At 52.9% G+C, this 17,838-nt stretch carries 11 protein-coding genes; 4 read left to right on the forward strand and 7 right to left on the reverse strand.

Features of this window, described 5'->3' with window-relative positions:
• Position 1: 1 nt before the first annotated feature.
• The 4 genes from RKA07_RS15795 to RKA07_RS15810 form a co-directional block, all read right to left on the reverse strand.
• Positions 2-283, reverse strand: a complete 282-nt coding sequence (locus RKA07_RS15795; RefSeq protein WP_200203839.1) for a hypothetical protein — start codon at positions 281-283, stop codon at positions 2-4.
• 226 nt (positions 284-509) lie between these two features.
• Positions 510-1,595: a hypothetical protein gene (locus tag RKA07_RS15800; protein ID WP_310966778.1), complete on the reverse strand. Its 1,086-nt coding sequence runs from the start codon at positions 1,593-1,595 to the stop codon at positions 510-512.
• Positions 1,592-4,954 carry a toxin VasX gene (locus RKA07_RS15805; RefSeq protein WP_310966779.1) on the reverse strand — a complete coding sequence of 1,121 codons (3,363 nt, stop codon included), beginning with the start codon at positions 4,952-4,954 and terminating at the stop codon, positions 1,592-1,594. The genes RKA07_RS15800 and RKA07_RS15805 overlap by 4 nt, the downstream gene beginning before the upstream one ends.
• The gene (locus RKA07_RS15810; RefSeq protein ID WP_310966780.1) at positions 4,951-7,071 is read right to left on the reverse strand and encodes a type VI secretion system Vgr family protein; all 2,121 of its coding nucleotides are present in this window, start codon (positions 7,069-7,071) and stop codon (positions 4,951-4,953) included. The genes RKA07_RS15805 and RKA07_RS15810 overlap by 4 nt, the downstream gene beginning before the upstream one ends.
• A 240-nt stretch (positions 7,072-7,311) precedes the next feature.
• On the opposite strand from RKA07_RS15810, the gene RKA07_RS15815 reads away from it, so the two are divergent.
• Complete coding sequence (locus RKA07_RS15815) at positions 7,312-8,337, forward strand: NADP-dependent oxidoreductase (RefSeq protein WP_310966781.1); 1,026 nt, start codon at positions 7,312-7,314, stop codon at positions 8,335-8,337.
• Positions 8,338-8,364: 27 nt separating this feature from the next.
• Here the strand turns inward: RKA07_RS15815 and RKA07_RS15820 are convergent, their stop codons facing one another.
• Together RKA07_RS15820 and RKA07_RS15825 are read right to left on the reverse strand one after the other, a co-directional pair.
• Complete coding sequence (locus RKA07_RS15820; RefSeq protein ID WP_310966782.1) at positions 8,365-9,333, reverse strand: NAD(P)H-quinone oxidoreductase; 969 nt, start codon at positions 9,331-9,333, stop codon at positions 8,365-8,367.
• Between the two features lie 46 nt (positions 9,334-9,379).
• Positions 9,380-10,336, reverse strand: coding sequence for a P-loop NTPase fold protein (locus RKA07_RS15825; protein ID WP_310966783.1), 957 nt, complete (start codon positions 10,334-10,336; stop codon positions 9,380-9,382).
• A gap of 71 nt (positions 10,337-10,407) precedes the next feature.
• Here RKA07_RS15825 and RKA07_RS15830 point away from each other — a divergent pair, with 71 nt between their 5' ends.
• Positions 10,408-11,862 (forward strand): protein adenylyltransferase SelO, encoded by a 1,455-nt coding sequence (locus RKA07_RS15830; protein ID WP_310966784.1) that lies wholly within the window; start codon positions 10,408-10,410, stop codon positions 11,860-11,862.
• 76 nt (positions 11,863-11,938) lie between these two features.
• On the opposite strand, the gene RKA07_RS15835 is transcribed toward RKA07_RS15830, so the two are convergent.
• Positions 11,939-13,453 (reverse strand): fumarate hydratase, encoded by a 1,515-nt coding sequence (locus tag RKA07_RS15835; RefSeq protein ID WP_310966785.1) that lies wholly within the window; start codon positions 13,451-13,453, stop codon positions 11,939-11,941.
• A gap of 187 nt (positions 13,454-13,640) precedes the next feature.
• On the opposite strand from RKA07_RS15835, the gene RKA07_RS15840 reads away from it, so the two are divergent.
• The gene (locus tag RKA07_RS15840) at positions 13,641-14,414 is read left to right on the forward strand and encodes an enoyl-CoA hydratase (RefSeq protein WP_200203815.1); all 774 of its coding nucleotides are present in this window, start codon (positions 13,641-13,643) and stop codon (positions 14,412-14,414) included.
• A gap of 309 nt (positions 14,415-14,723) precedes the next feature.
• The gene (locus RKA07_RS15845) at positions 14,724-17,738 is read left to right on the forward strand and encodes a hypothetical protein (protein WP_310966786.1); all 3,015 of its coding nucleotides are present in this window, start codon (positions 14,724-14,726) and stop codon (positions 17,736-17,738) included.
• The last annotated feature ends 100 nt before the right edge of the window (positions 17,739-17,838 follow it).

Genomic DNA, 17,838 nt, shown 5'->3' on the forward strand with positions numbered 1-17,838 from the left:
ATCAACCAGAAGCGTCAACACTCTGTAACTGAACAGCACCACCGCTCAGCGCTGAACTCATGATTGCTGAAATCAAAATGAATGGAATCGCCACAAAATAAGTAGGAAATCCGGCATCACCAAATATATTGATCAGCGCTACCACGCCAACCGTTGCCGCCCCAATGGTGAGTATTAAAACCGATACTTTTGCTTTTAGCTCTGATTCGGCATCCGCTTTAATCTTTACCAGTACCCCACACTGGGAACACTCAACAGGCTCGGATTTCCCAAGCACTTCCATCTGACCCGCAGTAAGTTGATTCCTGCCATCGCAGGCTGTGCATGTAGCTTCTACACAATCACTCATTTTCACCTTCCCTGAAGTTGAGTTAATTTTTAATCTCTGTTTCCCGTATTGCTCCGTGCGTCGCCGCTGAATTCCCTCTGTCTGGCAAGACCCTCAGGCTCCCCGCCGGCCATGGTTAGTTTCCTGGCCGCAAGGTCAAGCCATTAGCGGGCTCTTTGTCTCAAATTGGCCAGGAGCCTGCTGGGCGTTTCTGGCGATATTCTTCCATCGAGATCCTGCCCAGTTGTGGCGTAAGTTTGCAAGCCCGGCTGCCCCACGGATACTGTCTTTGCCGCTGATATAATTCCCGCCACCCCTCTCCGTCTTTCCAGGAGTCCAGATCAAGGTCACGCCAGTAACGGGGGTTACGACCGGTTTGCTTATCATGTTCCGCAGTGACCGGATCCAGGTGACGAAAGGGTTCCAGACGCGGTGTATCCGGCAAGGGCTGGGTCACATCCATGTAGCGCTGAAGCATATCCCACAGGGCCAAAACTTCGTGCTTTTCCGCTTCAATGGTGCTGAAAGCGGTCTTGTTGAAGGTTTTCTGGGTGTAGCGGTGTACCAACATGAGTCGATAGAAGATACCGCCTTGCTGAACAACCCGCTCAACATAGGCATCAAACTCCACAAAAGGCGCGTCGAAAAAGCGCTTTCGGCCGAGGGCAATGCGAACCTGGCCTGTGAGGCGGTTGAATTCACTGCAACCATCTTCGAGGGTGTCGTCCAGTTTTTTATGGATGTTTTTTTCGAAAGGTTTGAGAAAAAATCCGAGTCCGGTGCTCATTAGCCAGTTGGTGGTGACTGGCGTGATCCAAATTGCGAAAGCAAACCAGGATAAAGTCAGAATAAAGCCAACAACCATCACAACTATGGCACTAAAGTCTGAAATTCCGGGTTGATCAAGTATTTTTATTGTCCCCCAACAGATCACCCCAATCCCGCTGAACCATAAAAAAAGCACCCAAGTGAGAGGAATAATTAATAACAGGAATTTGAGACCTAGCTTTCCATTCAAAAACCGAATTTTATGGTGATCCCACCACCAGTCTTTGTCTGTGAACTCCGGGTCAGTCTTTTCATGATCCTGAAGTGCCTCAACATCCTGAATGGTTCCGTGGTACGGGATGGCACCCACGTAGGTACCAACAGGCTGTAGCTCTTCGCCAATACGGGTGCGCTTTGTTGAACTTGCCGGTAATGGGTGTATAGCCGAGGCCCTGAAAGCCATGTGCGTATACGCAGGCACAGCTTGTTCGTTACTCATGCGGTTACCTCTGTGAAAAACCAATAAGGGGATTTAGGCTGAGAATGAGGATCCAATGCTGTCCGATCCTTAGGTGGTGGGCTACTGTGGCTGGTCATATTATATGGTTCGTAATCGCCATAAACGGGCGCAGGAAATACCAGCGGCCCAAGCTCGGTATCCAAAGTAACCTGAAGCCCAACTCGTACTCGCGTCTCCACCGACTGTTGATAGAGTATGCTGCGATATTCACTGTCACTGAGCTCGCGTTTTACCAGAAACCGAACAGCGGACTGATTCGGTAGGGATTGCCTAGCCACGACATTCGTCAGCGGTGTAGCTTTGAGGAGTAAAGTACTGCTAACCGGCGCAACCGATCCCGGAGCAACAACACTTGCATTAATTGATTGATAAGCAACTTCCTGAACGACCATATTTAACGGCCTAGCAGGTAGATCAGCTCTGCACTCGGTTCCATGGAAAAGATTCAACCGACTAACGAGAGGGAGTTGCAGGGTTATCACATAATCATCCGGCCGGGGGGAATAATTCCGAGGAGATAGTGCTGGGTCTGGCTCAACATCTGCATACTTTTTAGCCGTCACCTCTATCGGTGAAAGCAGGGTTAGCAACTGATTATAATAAGCACGGTCGTCTTGCTGAGTTAGCAGACTGTCTGGGTAGACGCCCCAAGGACCACGCTTTAAGATCTGCTCAAATGAATCGTCTGCTACTGAATCTGCAAAGAGCCCACCTCCAACTACCATCGACATTCCCAATACCGCCCAGCCCCAGCCCGGTATAGCCAACAGAGTCGCCATGAGAGGGGATGCTAGAAACACCAATCCTCCAGTGGCGGCAATCAAATGGCCAGTTGCAGCATCGAAATCCTTGTTTAACAAGCTAATTCGCATTTCCCAATAGCTTATTCCAACGCCAATGGCACCCGCGACAAAGCTTGCAAGCCCGACCGTGCGCACCAATGTGGTAGCCTGCAATGCTTTTAATCGGCTACCGACGAGTACCAAGTTCTTCATATCAAATAACGGGCGTGTTGCTACTCTATAAACGCCTGATTTATGAGCTGTATTCTCGCCAAGTACCACGCTGAATTTTAATGATGCCGCAAGCAGGTCAGCACCTGCACTTGCGAATGTCCTTGTGATCGCTAGCGCCAGACTACCCTGATCATTTTGTTTCCATGTCTTCCATAAAGATTGCGACTCCAAAAAGATATTAAACGCTGCCAAAATCACCAGCCCACGGGACACAGCTGGCCCATCCACAACTTTCCCGACACGCTTAGCAAAATCCACCTTCAACAGGCTAAGCTTCTGGGCTTCGGGCGCAAAGAACACCATGGTTCCACCAGCTACCTTATTAACAGCTTCCTCCAAAGCATCAGCGGCTCGTGTGGGGCTGCTTGATGCAATTACCTCATCAGAACTGTCCAATAGGTCCGCATACAAATAGTCTTTTTTTCGGGTGAGCACGCCTTCTGTGTGGTCAAAATCATTTAATCCCCGGTCGAGCCCATTTCCTTTCACACCTAGAATTGAACCGCTGATAAGAGCTCCAGCCCGATCCATCACCTTAATGCTTTTCAGCTCGGGATCAGTTAACGCGAGGTTCGATGAAACGGCCTGCATAACTCTCTGCAATTCAACTTGCTGAATTTTCCCATCCTCCATCAGACGCTTACATACCGCCAATATCGCGGAACTCCACTCTGACAAAGCACCGGATACTAACCCTCCAACTCTTCCCGCATTGGAAATATCCTTAATAACGCTATCACCGCCTTCTGTTTTCTCTTGCAGCTGCTTCTCCAGATATACGAGAGACTGCGTATTCAGGCGGTTTAGCAGTGCCTCATCAATCTCGACGCCCCCATCAGCAAGCGCTCGCAAGCGTTCATAAGGAGACGGCATCTCGCCCTTCTCATCAGTTGAACTCTCAGAATCAGGTTGCGGTGACCAATCAGCTAGAAAACTTCCCCTGAGTATCCATTGTTTTAATCCGGTTAAGACCTCGACATCACTGCTTGCACCTTGAGCTTTAAGCACGCCGGGGATCTGCTGCAAGACATTGAGTTTATCCGCCACCAACAAATAGGCTTCACAGATCGCATGATCACTGCATGTCCGGTAATCTTCAAAAATTGGATCAAGCTCCCCTATCTTGATCGTGGCTATCAGGTCTTCGGCGTGCTGCTCAATGATGCGAATGGCATGATTCTTTTCAGACGTGTGCAACACTTCATCTAACTTCTGCCGGTCTATGGCTTCTGCATACTTTGCCAATGATGGTTTTTTACCACCTGCTTGCGGATCAAAAACCGCCTGTCGGATCAGCATTGCAGAATGAACCATCGGGTTTTTCTGAATAGACACATCAATCGCATCAAGATAATGCAAAGCCAAATGCAACTGAGCAAGCGAATGCCGCAGCTTGAAAAGCGGGTCTGGCAAGGCAATACAAGCTAGCCCTTTCTGCCCTCTCAGGTCGGCCAGCCGGTCTTTGTCGGGATCACAGCTGATATCAAGCTCTACGGGCTGCCCACCTTCTTCCTGAGCTTCACGCAAGCGGGCGGCCAGTTTTACACAGAGCTCGGAATCCGATGGAGTTTCGAAGGCTGGCGTAAAATCTCGCGGATTTTCCAGCATTAGCTCAATGCCGAGATCCCTTGCCCGCAGCTCCGGCAAATCCTCAACCCTGGAAGCCGGAAACCCGGTCTTGAAGCTGATGCCCTCTGCGGCAGTTACAGCCCAGGCATGGCCAATGCCTGTTGTGCGGGCATTCCTGGCCTTATCGTCAGCCTCCAGTTTCTGGATATAGCTCCAGTCCCATTGCACCTCACTGTACGCCATGCGGAAGTCGTGCATAACCGCTTGCCCTTGCAGGAATACGGGTACGAGTACATCGTCGAACCATTCACCTTCCGCTGGGCGTTCAACCCGTAATTTACTCTTCGGGTTATCAATTTCATTCTGGACAGCCGTGAGATCAACATCACTCACTTTTGAGTCTGGCCCAATCTCCAGCTCACGCCACAGCCTGCCTCGGCGAAACACATACAAGTAGCCTGGCCGGAGCATCGCAACAGCCTTGCCTTGATAGACTGGAGCTCCATAACCTGTAGAAACAGGCAGTGCGCTTTCGATTTCTGCAAGGGGTTTAATTCTTAACAGGGTGTTCTCCTGAAACTCTTCCCGTTCAATATTCGAACGGGCATTTTTCAGAAGCGGAATAGTAATCTGCCCCCCTTCCCTTTTATTGATTGTAAGCACCAGGTCATGGGGATTACTGTCGTCGTATTCCGCTTTGCGACGAACTGAACGTTCCCTGGATTCATCGGTAAAAGTCACAGAACCTGTCACGCTTTGCCCCCTTCTGAAGAATCCTTGATAACCTCAATTGCTGCCCCGCTGTTATGCCCACCAATCACATCGACGATCAGCTTTCGATCTGTGCCCGGTAACTGATCAACCTCCATTTGGTCAGGAGAGGCATTTTTGCGTTGGCCCACCATCGCCAGTTCCGGCGGCTGTGGCATTGCCGCACCATCTATACCAAGTACTGCTGGGAGTTCCGGAGTAACGACCGCCTGCCCTGAGCCACTCCCCGGCGCCCCACCAGAATTTAACTTTATCCCCGGCCCGCTCAGCGTTACTCCACTGGGGTCGAGTTTGATAAAGCTGCCGCCGCCGGAGATGGTGATTTCGGCGCCGGCATCCAAAACCACTTTGGCACCGGCTTTATGGTGAACTTCACTCCCGGCTTCGCAGAGGGTGGCGCTGCCGGATTTCTGGTGCAGGGTGCCGCCGATGGTCTGGCTGCAGTCGGCTCCGATGGTTTGGCGTTTTTCACCGTCTACCGTGAGGTGGTCGTTGCTTTTTACGTGGCTGAAGCGGTCATTCTCAACGGTCAGATGGCTGTCGTTTTTTATGACTTCATTGCGGTTGTTTTCGGTGAGCAGGTCCAGGTCTTTCTGGGCGTGGATGTAGACCTGTTCTTTGTCTGCCTCGTCTTCAAATCGCAGTTCGTTGCTGCCCTCGCCCTTGTGGGTTTGGGTTTTCAGGGTGGTGCGGGTTTTGTGTTCTGGCAGCGGGTAAGGCGGCGTGTTAGTCGCATGATAAGTGCGGCCAGTGATGATGGGCTGATCCGGGTCGCCATCGAGGAAGGAGACGATCACTTCGTTGCCGATTCTGGGCAGGGCCATGAAGCCATACTGGCCGCCAGCCCAGCCCTGGCTTACGCGCAACCAGGCGCTGCTGTGTTCGTCGTTCTTGCTGTATCTGTCCCAGGGGAAGCGTACTTTTACCCGGCCAAATTCGTCGCAGTGGATTTCTTCCCCTTCCGGGCCTGTCACCAGAGCGATTTGCGGGCCGTCCATGAGTGGGCGATGGCTAACCGTTGGCCGCCAGGTTTTGTCGGCGGGTACGGCACTGAAGGTGTTGTGGTAGGTAGTGGGGCCAGAACCGCCCTCTTCTTCCATGGCCTGGGGCTGTTTGCCGGTGTGTGTGACGGCAGTCAGTAGCCAGTCCCGATTCAGTTTGGAGTTGTCGTGTTCGGTGAGTTCGGTTTTGGCACCGCAGGTGAAGTCAGGGCGGTTGCTTTCGCCTTGAGCTGTGCTTGCGTCGTTTCTGAGGGCATCCAGCCTGGCTTCGGTAAACGGCTGGCCGCTGGCATCGGCTTTGAAACGGCCGGGGTAATCAAAGTGCTGGTAATCCTGCCGTTGATTGGCACTGGTGGCACTGTGTTCGTGCATCAGGGCGTAGGCGGGGTTTTTGAAGGTGTAGTCTTTGGTGGCTACAGAAGCGGCGCGAACCCGTTCTTCGTAGCGGAAGCGGAATACCGCAGGTTGTTGGGTGCTGCCACCGGCTTTGCCGTTGTATTCGGCGGCGTCGAGTTTTGGTGCATCGCCGTGGTGGTCGGCAATAATCAGGCCGGGTTGTTCGCTGCCATCCACGCTGCCGTGCTGGTAGCGGTAGTGCCAACCTTCTTCGGCAGCCAGTCGCCCGATAAAGGCCAGGTCGCTTTCCCGGTGCTGTACACAATACTCCCGTTCCTGGGGGGCGCGTTTCAGATCAAACACGGAATCCACGACACCCCGTTCTTCCAGCAGGGTACGCACGATGGTGTCTGTAGTTTGAGTCTGGAAGATGCGGCTGTTGTGCATCAGACCCAAGCGCCACAGAGGCGGCTCGATAGCGATCTCATAGCGGGTGTGGCGGTGGCCGGAATCGCCTCGGGCGAACTCATTAACTACCCCGGTGAAGCGGCGATGGGGCACGCCATCCTGCCACACAACCAGATCCACTTGCTGCTCCAGCACTTCGGATGCATCTATATCCGGGTCGATGCTGGCCAGTTCAAGGCGGCCGTGAAAAAGCTCGGATAGCCGCTCTGTCAGCGTAAAGCCGACAACGGAAAATAGATCAGTGGGGAGTTCGCCAACACGGGCGGTAAACTGCAGTCCGCTTGCCTGGGGCATGTCTTCTGTCCCTGAAGATTGATGTGTTATTCATGCTCGTCCTGAGCCGGTGCCCGATTATAACCCCCCGATTCCGGAATGTAACCCCGCTAACCGGTACGGCCAGAAACATGAGAGCTTGACCACAAGTTTGTTCTCCTTCAAGCTAATCTGGTCTCTTTACGCAACCTAAATGAAAAGCCGGCCCAAGACCGCCGCCCCTCAAGTTGCGCTCCACCATGCATAAACAGAGGAAACACCATGAGCCAATACCAAAATCGCGCCATTGTGCTGAAGCAGCGTCCCAACGGCGAAATTCAGGAGGGCGATCTGGCAATAGAAGAGCGCCCAGTGCGTATGCCCGAAGAGGGCGAAGTGGTTGCACAGGTGCTATGGCTTTCGCTGGACCCGTACATGCGCCCACGTATGAACGATGCGAAAGGCTATATGGATCCCATTGCGATAGACGACCCCATTGTGGGCGAAAGCGTGGCCCGGATTGTTGAGTCCCGGTCAAACAAGCTTAAAGTCGGCGATCTGGTTACCTGCTATTCCGGCTGGCAGGAGTATGTCACCTTCCCCGCAGATGCGTCGATGGTGTACAAAATCGATCAAAAAGAGGGCGTTCCGCTGCAAACCTATCTGGGTGTCGCAGGCATGCCAGGTCGCACCGGCTACTGCGGTTTAACCTACTTGGGAAAACCGAAATCCGGCGAGACGGTGGTAGTCTCCGCAGCTTCTGGCCCCGTGGGCACAGTAGTTGGTCAAACCGCCAAACTTGCGGGTTGCCGCGTGGTGGGTGTTGCAGGTGGGTCAGAGAAGTGCGGCTATGTGGTAGACGAGCTGGGCTTCGATGCCTGCGTAGACTACAAAGCGGGCAATCTGGAAGCCGACCTGAAAGCCGCCTGCCCCGACGGTATCGATATTTATTATGAAAACGTAGGTGGTGACGTAACCAGAGCCGTTGCGCCACTACTGAACCCCGGAGCGCGGGTGCCCATTTGCGGTTTCGTCTCGGCTTACAACGCCAAGAGCACAGATAAGGTAGAGACACCGTTTGATATTCTCAAGCGCCTCGACCCGGTTCCGGAGCACCGTTTCTTTCTGATAACCGAGTGGCAGGACAAACACCAGGAAATTACCGACATTCTCACCAACCGCATTGCCTCAGGCCAACTCAAGTACCGCGAAACGGTTGCTGAAGGCCTCGAAAACGCTGTTGAGGCATTCAAAGGCATGCTGAAGGGCAAGAATTTCGGCAAGCAGCTGGTGCACATCGCCGATTAAAGTAACCGGCGCATAACGCCGGGAAGGCTATTCCCCTATCTGGAGGAGTACCTTCCCGGTATTTTTGTTGGCTTCCACATGAGCCATGGCGTCTTCAACCTGCTCAATGGGCCAGGCACTGTCAATCACCGGCTCAATCTGCCCGGCAACCAGCAACGGCCAAACATGGCGATACAAATCTTGCATCACACGCTCCTTGTCCGCGACTGAACGGGAACGCAGAGTCGAGCCGATCAGCTTGTGGCGCTTCATAAGCATGAGGCCCAGATCGACTTCCGAAAAACGTCCTCCCAGAAGACCGATCAGAACAATGCGGCCATCAGCACTCAGGACCTTCTGATCATCCTTAATGTATCCTCCGCCGACTGGATCCAGCACCATATCCACGCCGCCCCAGCTTTTCACCGCATCCACAAACGACCCGTTCTTGCGGTTCCAGGTGCCCGTTGCTCCCAGCTTACGGCACACTTCCAGCTTGTCGTCGTCACCTGCAGTGGCAAACACCGGATTACCAAACGCTGTTGCTATCTGAATAACTGTGGTTCCCAGGCCGCTTCCTGCCGCGTGCAGCAATACACGCTCACCGGGCCTGAGGTCGGCTTCCTGATATAGGTTCAACCAAGCCGTCGCAAACACCTCCGGAAGCGCTGCGGCTTTTTGCAACGAATACCCCTTGGGTATGGGCAACACCTGAGCTGCGGGAACCAACACCTTGGTTGCGTAGCCTCCCCCCGTCAGAAGCGCACAAACTTCATCGCCCACTTCAAAGCCCGTTACGGCTTCGCCTATGGCTGCAATACGGCCGCTGACTTCCAGCCCTAGAATTTCCGATGCTCCGGGAGGTGGAGGATAAACGCCCGCCCGCTGAGACAAATCAGCCCGGTTAACGGCAGTCCAGACAACATCAATTTCTACGTGGTTTGCAGGCAAATCATCGAAGCTCGCATAGTCTTCCCACACCAGGGAATCACCGACTATCTTGATTGCTTTCATCATGTATCGAATCTCGGCACTCTTGGGTGTCCAGCTATTGAATATCCAGCTATAAATCGCGGGGCCTATCAGGATACCCCATGTGGATGGGTGGTTCGACTTTGAAGCTAAGGAAATGAGATTCCGATACGCCTATCACTACTTCCGCACGAGCGGGCATTTCCGCGAGAGATGCCCTGGTTATCCGCTCATAGTGCATAATAAACCGTGCGATTTCATCATCACTCATAACCTGCAACTGCTTCGATTTATCAGTAGCTGCAACTGCTGTCCTAATTCGCACTGCCAGTTTGTGTTCCTGCAAGGTGCGCCATTCCAGAACGCTCTCCATGGAAGGCGCTTTAAGCATAATCAGGCTATCCAGCTGGCTGAAGAAATCCTTGTAAGTGGTGTTCAGGCATTGGTTCACGAAGTCGCGCCATACCCTTTCCGTGTCTTCCTGCTCCTCCAATAGATTCACGGGCGTTATAAGTGCCTCCTTGCTTTGCGCTACGGCTCCCACACACCAGCCTTCCAGCAAAATGACAGCCGGCCTGCCTTTGAATACTGGCCAATCATCTGCGGGCGCCCTGTCATCCATCGCTTTATCAAACACAGGGACGGCCGTTTCATCCTTCGGTTGCGCTGAGCGGAGCTGATCTATTACCCGCTGACCAAGCTCAAGATCGTGTGTGCCTGGCACCCCTCGGGTTATGAGCAATGGGTGCACTTGCTCCGCAAGCTCCCAACGCTCTGCTCTGGTAAGGTAGATGTCATCGAGAGAGAAACAAGCTGTAGGGCAGTTCCAGTGTTTTGAGAGCAGTTCTCTCATAAACAGGGAGAGGGTAGATTTGCCCGTTCCCTGTGCTCCGTGAATACCTAAAACAAGCGTTCGTTGCGCCGACCTATAGAGCTGCGAGGCATAATGCACCAAAGGCACAATGATCTGCTGCACCGTGTTGGCGTAACTTTCAGGAAGACCTTCCTGGTCTATTAAAGTGGCGATAGTATTTTCGAGCGCATTCACAAGCAGAGCTGATTCCCGGTGTTAGTTAATAGTTTGCAAGTATTCTTATCGATTTGGAGTATAGGCCTTATATGAGCAGCAATGGTTTTCGTGTAGAGCACCGTTACCTGGAACTCCCAGACAGCTTCTACACCCGCGTTCAGCCCACTCCGTTAAAAGACGCCAAAATGGCGTGTTTCAACCACAAGCTGGCGCAGGAAATGGGCTTCCACGCTACCAACGAAGCCGACTGGGCAAAAATCGGGGGCGGTGCAGAGCTGCTTGAAGGCATGGACCCGGTTGCCATGAAATATACCGGCCACCAGTTTGGTATGTACAACCCGGATTTAGGTGATGGCCGCGGGCTGCTGTTGTGGGAGACCATAGGCCCCGATGACCGCCGATGGGATTGGCACCTTAAAGGCGCGGGGACGACCCCCTACTCCCGCTTTGGCGATGGCCGCGCAGTTCTGCGTTCTACCATTCGCGAATACTTGTGTAGCGAAGCCATGCATGGGCTTGGTATTCCAACGACCCGTGCCCTGTTTATGGTCAGCGCCCGGGATCCGATACGCAGAGAATCCATCGAAACTGCTGCTGCACTGGTGCGAGTCGCCCAGAGCCACATCCGGTTTGGCCACTTCGAGTTTGCAGCGCACCATGAAGGCCCGGAAGCGATAAAAACCCTGCTGGAACACGTTATATCACTGCACTTCCCACACCTGATTCAACTACCCGAGGAAGAACGCCATGCACGCTGGTTTGAAGAAGTGGTGGGGCGTACTGCAAGACTGATCGCAGACTGGCAAGCCGTAGGCTTCTGCCATGGCGTGATGAACAGCGACAACATGTCCATCATCGGCGACACCTTCGATTACGGGCCTTTCGCGTTTCTGGACGATTTTGATGCCGGTTACATCAGCAATCACACTGACCAGGGCGGTCGATATGCCTATAACCGCCAGCCACAAGTCGGCTTTGCCAACTGCCAGTATCTTGCCAATGCGCTGCTACCGGTGATGGACGAAGATACCATCCGAAAAGGGCTACAGCGGTATGAAGCCGCGTACAACGGGCGCTTCTTACAGAACATGCGGGAAAAGCTCGGCCTGGCCCAGGAAGACGAAGGCGATCTCAGCCTGGTAATGGACACCTTCAGCATGCTCAACGAACACCATGCCGACTACACAACCTTCTTTCGCGCTCTCTCAAACCTGTATGACCACGGTCATGCGCCCTTGCGGGATTTGTTTGTGGATCGCCAAGTAGCTGATGAATGGCTCGCACGTTATGCGGAACGGCTTGAGAAAGAAACCCGCGCCCGGGATGAGCGGGAATATGAGATGCGCAGGGTGAACCCAAAATACATTTTGCGGAACTACCTCGCGCAGAAAGTGATTTTGGAAGCTCAAAATGGCGATTTTGAACCCATGAAGGAATTACTCAAGGTTCTGGAAAAGCCCTTCGACGAGCAACCGGGTTATGAAAAATACGCTGCGCTGCCACCGGACTGGGGCAAACACATGAACATCAGCTGTTCGAGTTAACGGCGGAGAAATCAGGAAGGGAGAACCGAGGGCCAGATAGTGAAACCTGACCCTCGGCTTTATAACTCAGCTAACGTCAGACGGTTTTCGCAGCAATAATCTTCCCTTGCCATTCCACCGGGCCAGTCTGATGAACCGACGTACCCTTGGAATCCACCGCCACAGTTACCGGCATGTCTTCCACGTCAAACTCGTAAATAGCCTCCATACCCAGTTCCGGGAAGGCGACCACTTCGGCATGCTTGATGGCCTTGGAGACCAGGTAAGCAGAGCCACCCACAGCCATCAGGTACACCGCGCCGAATTCCTTGATGGCATCGATAGCTACCTGACCACGCTCAGCCTTACCAATCATGCCGGTGAGGCCAGTCTTCTCCAGCATGGTATGAGTAAACTTATCCATACGGGTTGCAGTAGTGGGGCCTGCAGGACCAACCACTTCTTCACGTACAGGATCAACCGGGCCCACGTAATAGATGAAGCGGCCTTTCAGATCCACCGGCAATTCTTCGCCAGCGTTGATCATATCCACCATCTTCTTGTGGGCTGCGTCGCGACCGGTCAGCATCTTGCCAGACAACAAAACGGTTTCACCCGGCTGCCACTCTTTTACTTCTTCCGGTGTAATGGTGTTCAGGTTCACCCGGCGCACGCCCTCACCCACTTCCCAAGTGATTTCCGGCCAGTCTTCCAGGCTCGGAGGTGTTTGCAAAGAGGGGCCGGTGCCATCCAGAGTAAAGTGCGCGTGTCGAGTCGCCGCGCAGTTCGGAATAATCGCAACCGGTTTGTTTGCTGCGTGAGTCGGGTAATCTTTTACCTTCACATCCAGCACAGTCGTCAGGCCACCCAGGCCTTGAGCACCGATACCAAGGTCGTTCACCTTATCGAACAGCTCGAGGCGCAGTTCTTCAGCGCGATTGGAGGCACCACGTGCCTGCAGATCGTGGATATCGATTGGGTCCAGCAGGGATTCCTTTGCCAGCTGCATGGCCTTCTCAGCCGTACCACCAATACCAATACCCAGCATACCAGGTGGGCACCAGCCAGCACCCATTTGAGGCACCATTTTCAGAACCCAATCCACTACCGAGTCGGACGGATTCAGCATGGCGAACTTCGACTTGGCTTCAGAGCCACCGCCCTTGGCTGCCACATGAACTTCAACCGTGTCGCCGGGAACCATTTTGTAGTGAATGATTGCAGGCGTGTTGTCGCCAGTGTTCTGACGCTTGCCATCCGGGTCTGCAAGAATCGATGCCCGCAGTACGTTGTCCGGATTGGCATAGGCGCGGCGCACGCCTTCGTTGATTACATCGTCCAGTGGCATCTCGCAGTCCCACTGAACATTCATGCCGATATTGACGAACACGGTCACAATGCCTGTGTCCTGGCACAGCGGGCGATGCCCCTGAGCACACATGCGCGAGTTAATCAGAATTTGCGCCATGGCATCCTTGGCCGCCTGGGACTCTTCCTTCTGGTAAGCCTCATGCACCGCGTCAATAAAATCTTTCGGGTGATAGTAAGAAATGAACTGCAGCGCGTCCGCTACGCTTTCAATCAGGTCATCCTGGCGGATTACGGTGGTCATAGGCGCCTCATCAGGTTGGTATCGTTATGATCGGATCGTCAAAAAACAGGAGGCATAGTTTACCAGAAATTCGCGAGCGCGAGGGATTGGGCAAAAGGCAAAGCTTTTATCTTAACAATCACCTGAAAAAAGGTATCATCCTAACCAAATGACAAAAACCACTTCAGGAAGCACCCCAGGAGAGACAGTGACAGACTTTGTTCAATCCGAAATCAACAACAAGATTTTGACTGTTCGCATTAACCGCCCGGAGCGCAAAAACGCTCTTACTCACGCCATGTACACGACACTGGGCGATGCGCTTGAGCAAGCCGAATCCGATGACGGCATTCGCTGCGTACTATTTACTGGCAGTGAAGACTGTTTTACCGCCGGCAACGACCTCAGTGATTTCGCCAGCGGATTGAAAGGCAGCTTCAGAGAAACGCCTGTAGGCCGCTTCCTGATGTTGCTGGCCAAAGCGACAAAGCCAGTCGTGGCATCTGTAAATGGCCCAGCCGTAGGCATTGGCACAACTATGCTTTTGCATTGCGATTTCGTCTTCGCAGGCACTAACGCTCGCTTCCAGATGCCCTTTGCAAACCTGGGCCTGTGCCCTGAGGGTGGCTCAAGCCTTTTACTTCCTTCCTGGGTCGGCCGGGTACGGGCAGCCGAGCTATTGATGCTGGGCGGAGCCTTCACCGCGGAAGACGCCTATCGGCTGGGACTGATTAATAGAGTGTGCGATCCCTCCGACACCGAGAAAGCCGCGCTGGAAACTTGTGAAAAGCTCGTAAACCAGGCACCAGCTGCCATTCGGGCAACGAAAATGCTTCTCAACAAGCCCATCCAACAGGAACTTGAGGCAACCATGCTGGCCGAAGGTGAACTGTTTTCAGCTCGCCTGAAATCACCAGAAGCTGCAGAAGCCTTCGGAGCCTTCATGCAAAAGCGCAAACCGGATTTCTCACGTTTTAAATAATCCTCTCGCCCGCCAGTTGTCTTGCTCTGGCGGGCATTTGCCACATTTTGTAAAAACCCCCGGATATCGTCAGCTTGGGCTCGACAAACGTCGTACAGCCATCTATTTTTCATAAAGGCCAAGTTCCCCTTTGTGCGAGGAGGATCCAAACAGCAAGAATCACACTTTTGGCTGATCAACACGCGCTTTAGTGTCGCTATAGTCATAGATATAGAAATTGGCTTAAAGCGCTGGCTACAATTTCAGACAACCGTTTATGCAGAACAGGCCACTGACATCGGGTTTACCGCTTCAGACCGGCCCCGTTAGTTGCCGAACATAACGATACAACAACAGGAAAAGGTTCCACCCATGTTCAAGAAAACTCTAATAAGTCTTGCCGTGGCGTCTTCCCTTGGGCTAACAGGCTGCCTCAGCGGCGGTGACGAAGGGGCGAATGCTAATCCGGATTATAAAATTTCTAATCCGGCCATCGATGGTAAAACCTGGCCAAAGTTCAACCCAGTTACCAAAGTATTACCAATTCCAAGTGACTTGCTGTTTCAGCCAACGAGCAATGCAGAAGACAACCCAACCGTAGCGGATGGCACTTTCGGTGACAGCAAAGTCACTGACATTACTGCCCCCGACTTTAACCCTGGAACGTATGCGCTTGGCTTTTTGGACGGCATTTCAACAGTCGCACCAATCGACATTCCTTTTGAAGGCTCAATTAAAGAATCGTCTGTGAAGGACACTCAGTTTGTTGCTCCCGGGGTGCCTAATGCAGAGCAAAACGTATTTTTACTCGAACTGGCCTATCCAGGTGGTGATGCTGTTAGTTCGACAACCCTGTATGTCAAAGATGGTTTAGAACCTGCAGATTACGCTGATGGCATTAGCAGTGACGAGCTGACTCCAGTTAAAGGTGAAGCCAGAATCAATCCGTCTACTAAGCTACCGCAAACCAAAAGCGTAGAAATTCCAATTCCAGCGATTGCAGCGGGGGCTACGCCTGTTGATTTCCGGGCTGAGGTTATAGGCCTTGATGGCGGCACTGCAAACTTTCTACGTATTACACCGCTAAAACCTCTCAAGCCGCAAACACGCTATTTAGTAGTCGTGACGGACAGCATTACAGATCTAAATGATGAAAAAATCATCAAAGATCCCCTTTTCGCAACCGTTGCTGACAAAGAAGCCGTTCTTGGGAACCCTGGTGCTCTTGCCCCGGTTCGAGATGCAGCATTAGGTTGGCAATCATTGGCTGAAGCATACTTTAATGCCGCCACCAACCAAGCTCGCCAAGTTCAGGGTCTGCCTGTCATTGATCGTACCAACGTGGCTCTGGCCTACACTGCAACCACTGGCGGCACCAGCGCCGTTCTGGACAGCATTGCAAACCCGGCTTCGTTTTTTGAGAAAAGCCTAATAACCGCAGCCAAACAAGACGCCATATATAAATTGGTCACAGGCCAGCTAACGCTTTCTGCGATGGAAGTGGGTGGTGGTTACCCCAGCAATCAGGTTTCGCCTGAAAATCTCTGCTTGAACACTGCATTGATTGGGGCCGTCACGACCCCAAACACGCCTTCCTTTATCCCAGAACTGACTCCCGGCGCTCCTGGTTATGATTCAGACATAACTAGCTTCGGACAGCTTCCCGAAAACGCCCTGAAGGCTAAAGCGCAAACAGTAGTAGCTACAGTGAGCGAATTAATCGGTCAAGGTAGCATTACCAACGCTCAGGTTGGGGGCTACGACTGTGGTAATAGCGTAACGTTTGCCCAAACTGCCGGAGGCACCGAAGCAATCTTGGAGGCCGCGCTCCCGCAGCCCAAAAAACGAGACACAGCATTCTATACAGCTGGCGGTAACGCCAAGCCAGCAGCAGCTTTTGGCCTCCCCATAAATGCTGACATCCACTTGGGTCAAATTGAACTTCCCTACTACCTTCAGGTACCCTCTTCAGACATCGATGCACCCTCTGCTCTGACAACTGCTTGGCAGGCTAACGAGACAATTCCCGGAGGTGTTACACCACCGACTGACAAAGTAACTTACAGATTCCCCTTCCCTGGTGGCGAAACTGGCGGCACTGACGTACAGGCTCCCGTGCTGCTACAGACCCCAGCAGGCGCTGGCAGTGCCGGCTCAACTGGCGCTAGCGGATTACCAGTTGTCATCTACCAACACGGCATTTTTGGCGAACGTGGCCATTCGCTCACGCTTGGAAACCAGCTTGCCGGCGCCGGTTATGCGACGTTAGCAATAGATCTGCCATTGCATGGAGTAGCACCGCTATTAGCCAGTGATCAGTCTGCAAACCCATTCCTAGGATTGAGTGTTGATTACGATGCTGGCACGCCGAACAATGAGCCCGCTTTCAAAGCGCATCCGACGTTTGCCGACCTTAAGGAGCGCCACTTCGGATATGCGACAAATGCAACAGGCAAAATAATCCCCATTAATTATGGAGCCAGTGCCAACGGTACCTCAGGAGCAAACTTCCTGAACCTGGCGGTTCTACCTCTACCGCGTGATGCCGCTCGACAGGCTGTTGTTGACCTGATGAACCTTAACGCATCGATCGCAACAATCGACTTCGATGGCGATGGCACTCCAGATCTTGATCCTTCAAAGGTTTACTTTGTTGGGCACTCTCTGGGTGGAATAGTCGGCACTACGTTCGTTGCGACCAACAACAAAGCCGCAGCTAGCGACTCCAACACTGAACTGAATCCCGTCAAAGCTGCAGCTCTCGTAACATCAGGGGGCGGTATAGCACGGCTTCTGGAGAACTCGCCTAATATTGGACCAACGGTTTTAGGCGGCCTAGCGAAAAAGGGTGTGGCACAAGGCAAATCAAACCTTGAGCTTTATTTGACCATTGCGCAAACAACCCTGGACTCCGCAGACTCAATCAACTTTGCGCAAAATCTCGCATCGCAGGGAACACCGGTGTATGCCAACGAGATTTATGGTGATGGCTCTGACCCCGCAACTCAGGATCAAACGGTTCCAGTTGCAGCAGATGAGCTCTATGCGGGGAGTTACACTGGTCCACTGGGACAAGCTCTGCCGGCTCCTCTCGCAGGTACAGAGCCTTTACTTGATTTGCTAGAAGCAACCGCCTATAGCGCAGACGGCCCAGTGACGGGCAACGCTGCTGTCCGCTTCAGTGCAGGCTCCCACAACACAGTCATCAAACCCGAAGCCGGGATACAAGAGGCTGTATTCGCCGACATGGCTAGGAATATCATCTCGTTCTTTAACTCTGACGGTGGAGCTATTGAGTTCGCTCTCGCAGCACCTGTCGTTGTAAATGGAGACCCGACGAACTGATTATGGCCAGCCAACCCCAATAAGTAGCTTTACTGGGGTCAGGCTATAGCCTTGGATTTTCAAGGCTATAGCCCAGACAAAAAATCCTCGCCTACATGGC

This window comes from Marinobacter xiaoshiensis, assembly GCF_031631795.1.
Taxonomy (GTDB): domain Bacteria; phylum Pseudomonadota; class Gammaproteobacteria; order Pseudomonadales; family Oleiphilaceae; genus Marinobacter; species Marinobacter xiaoshiensis.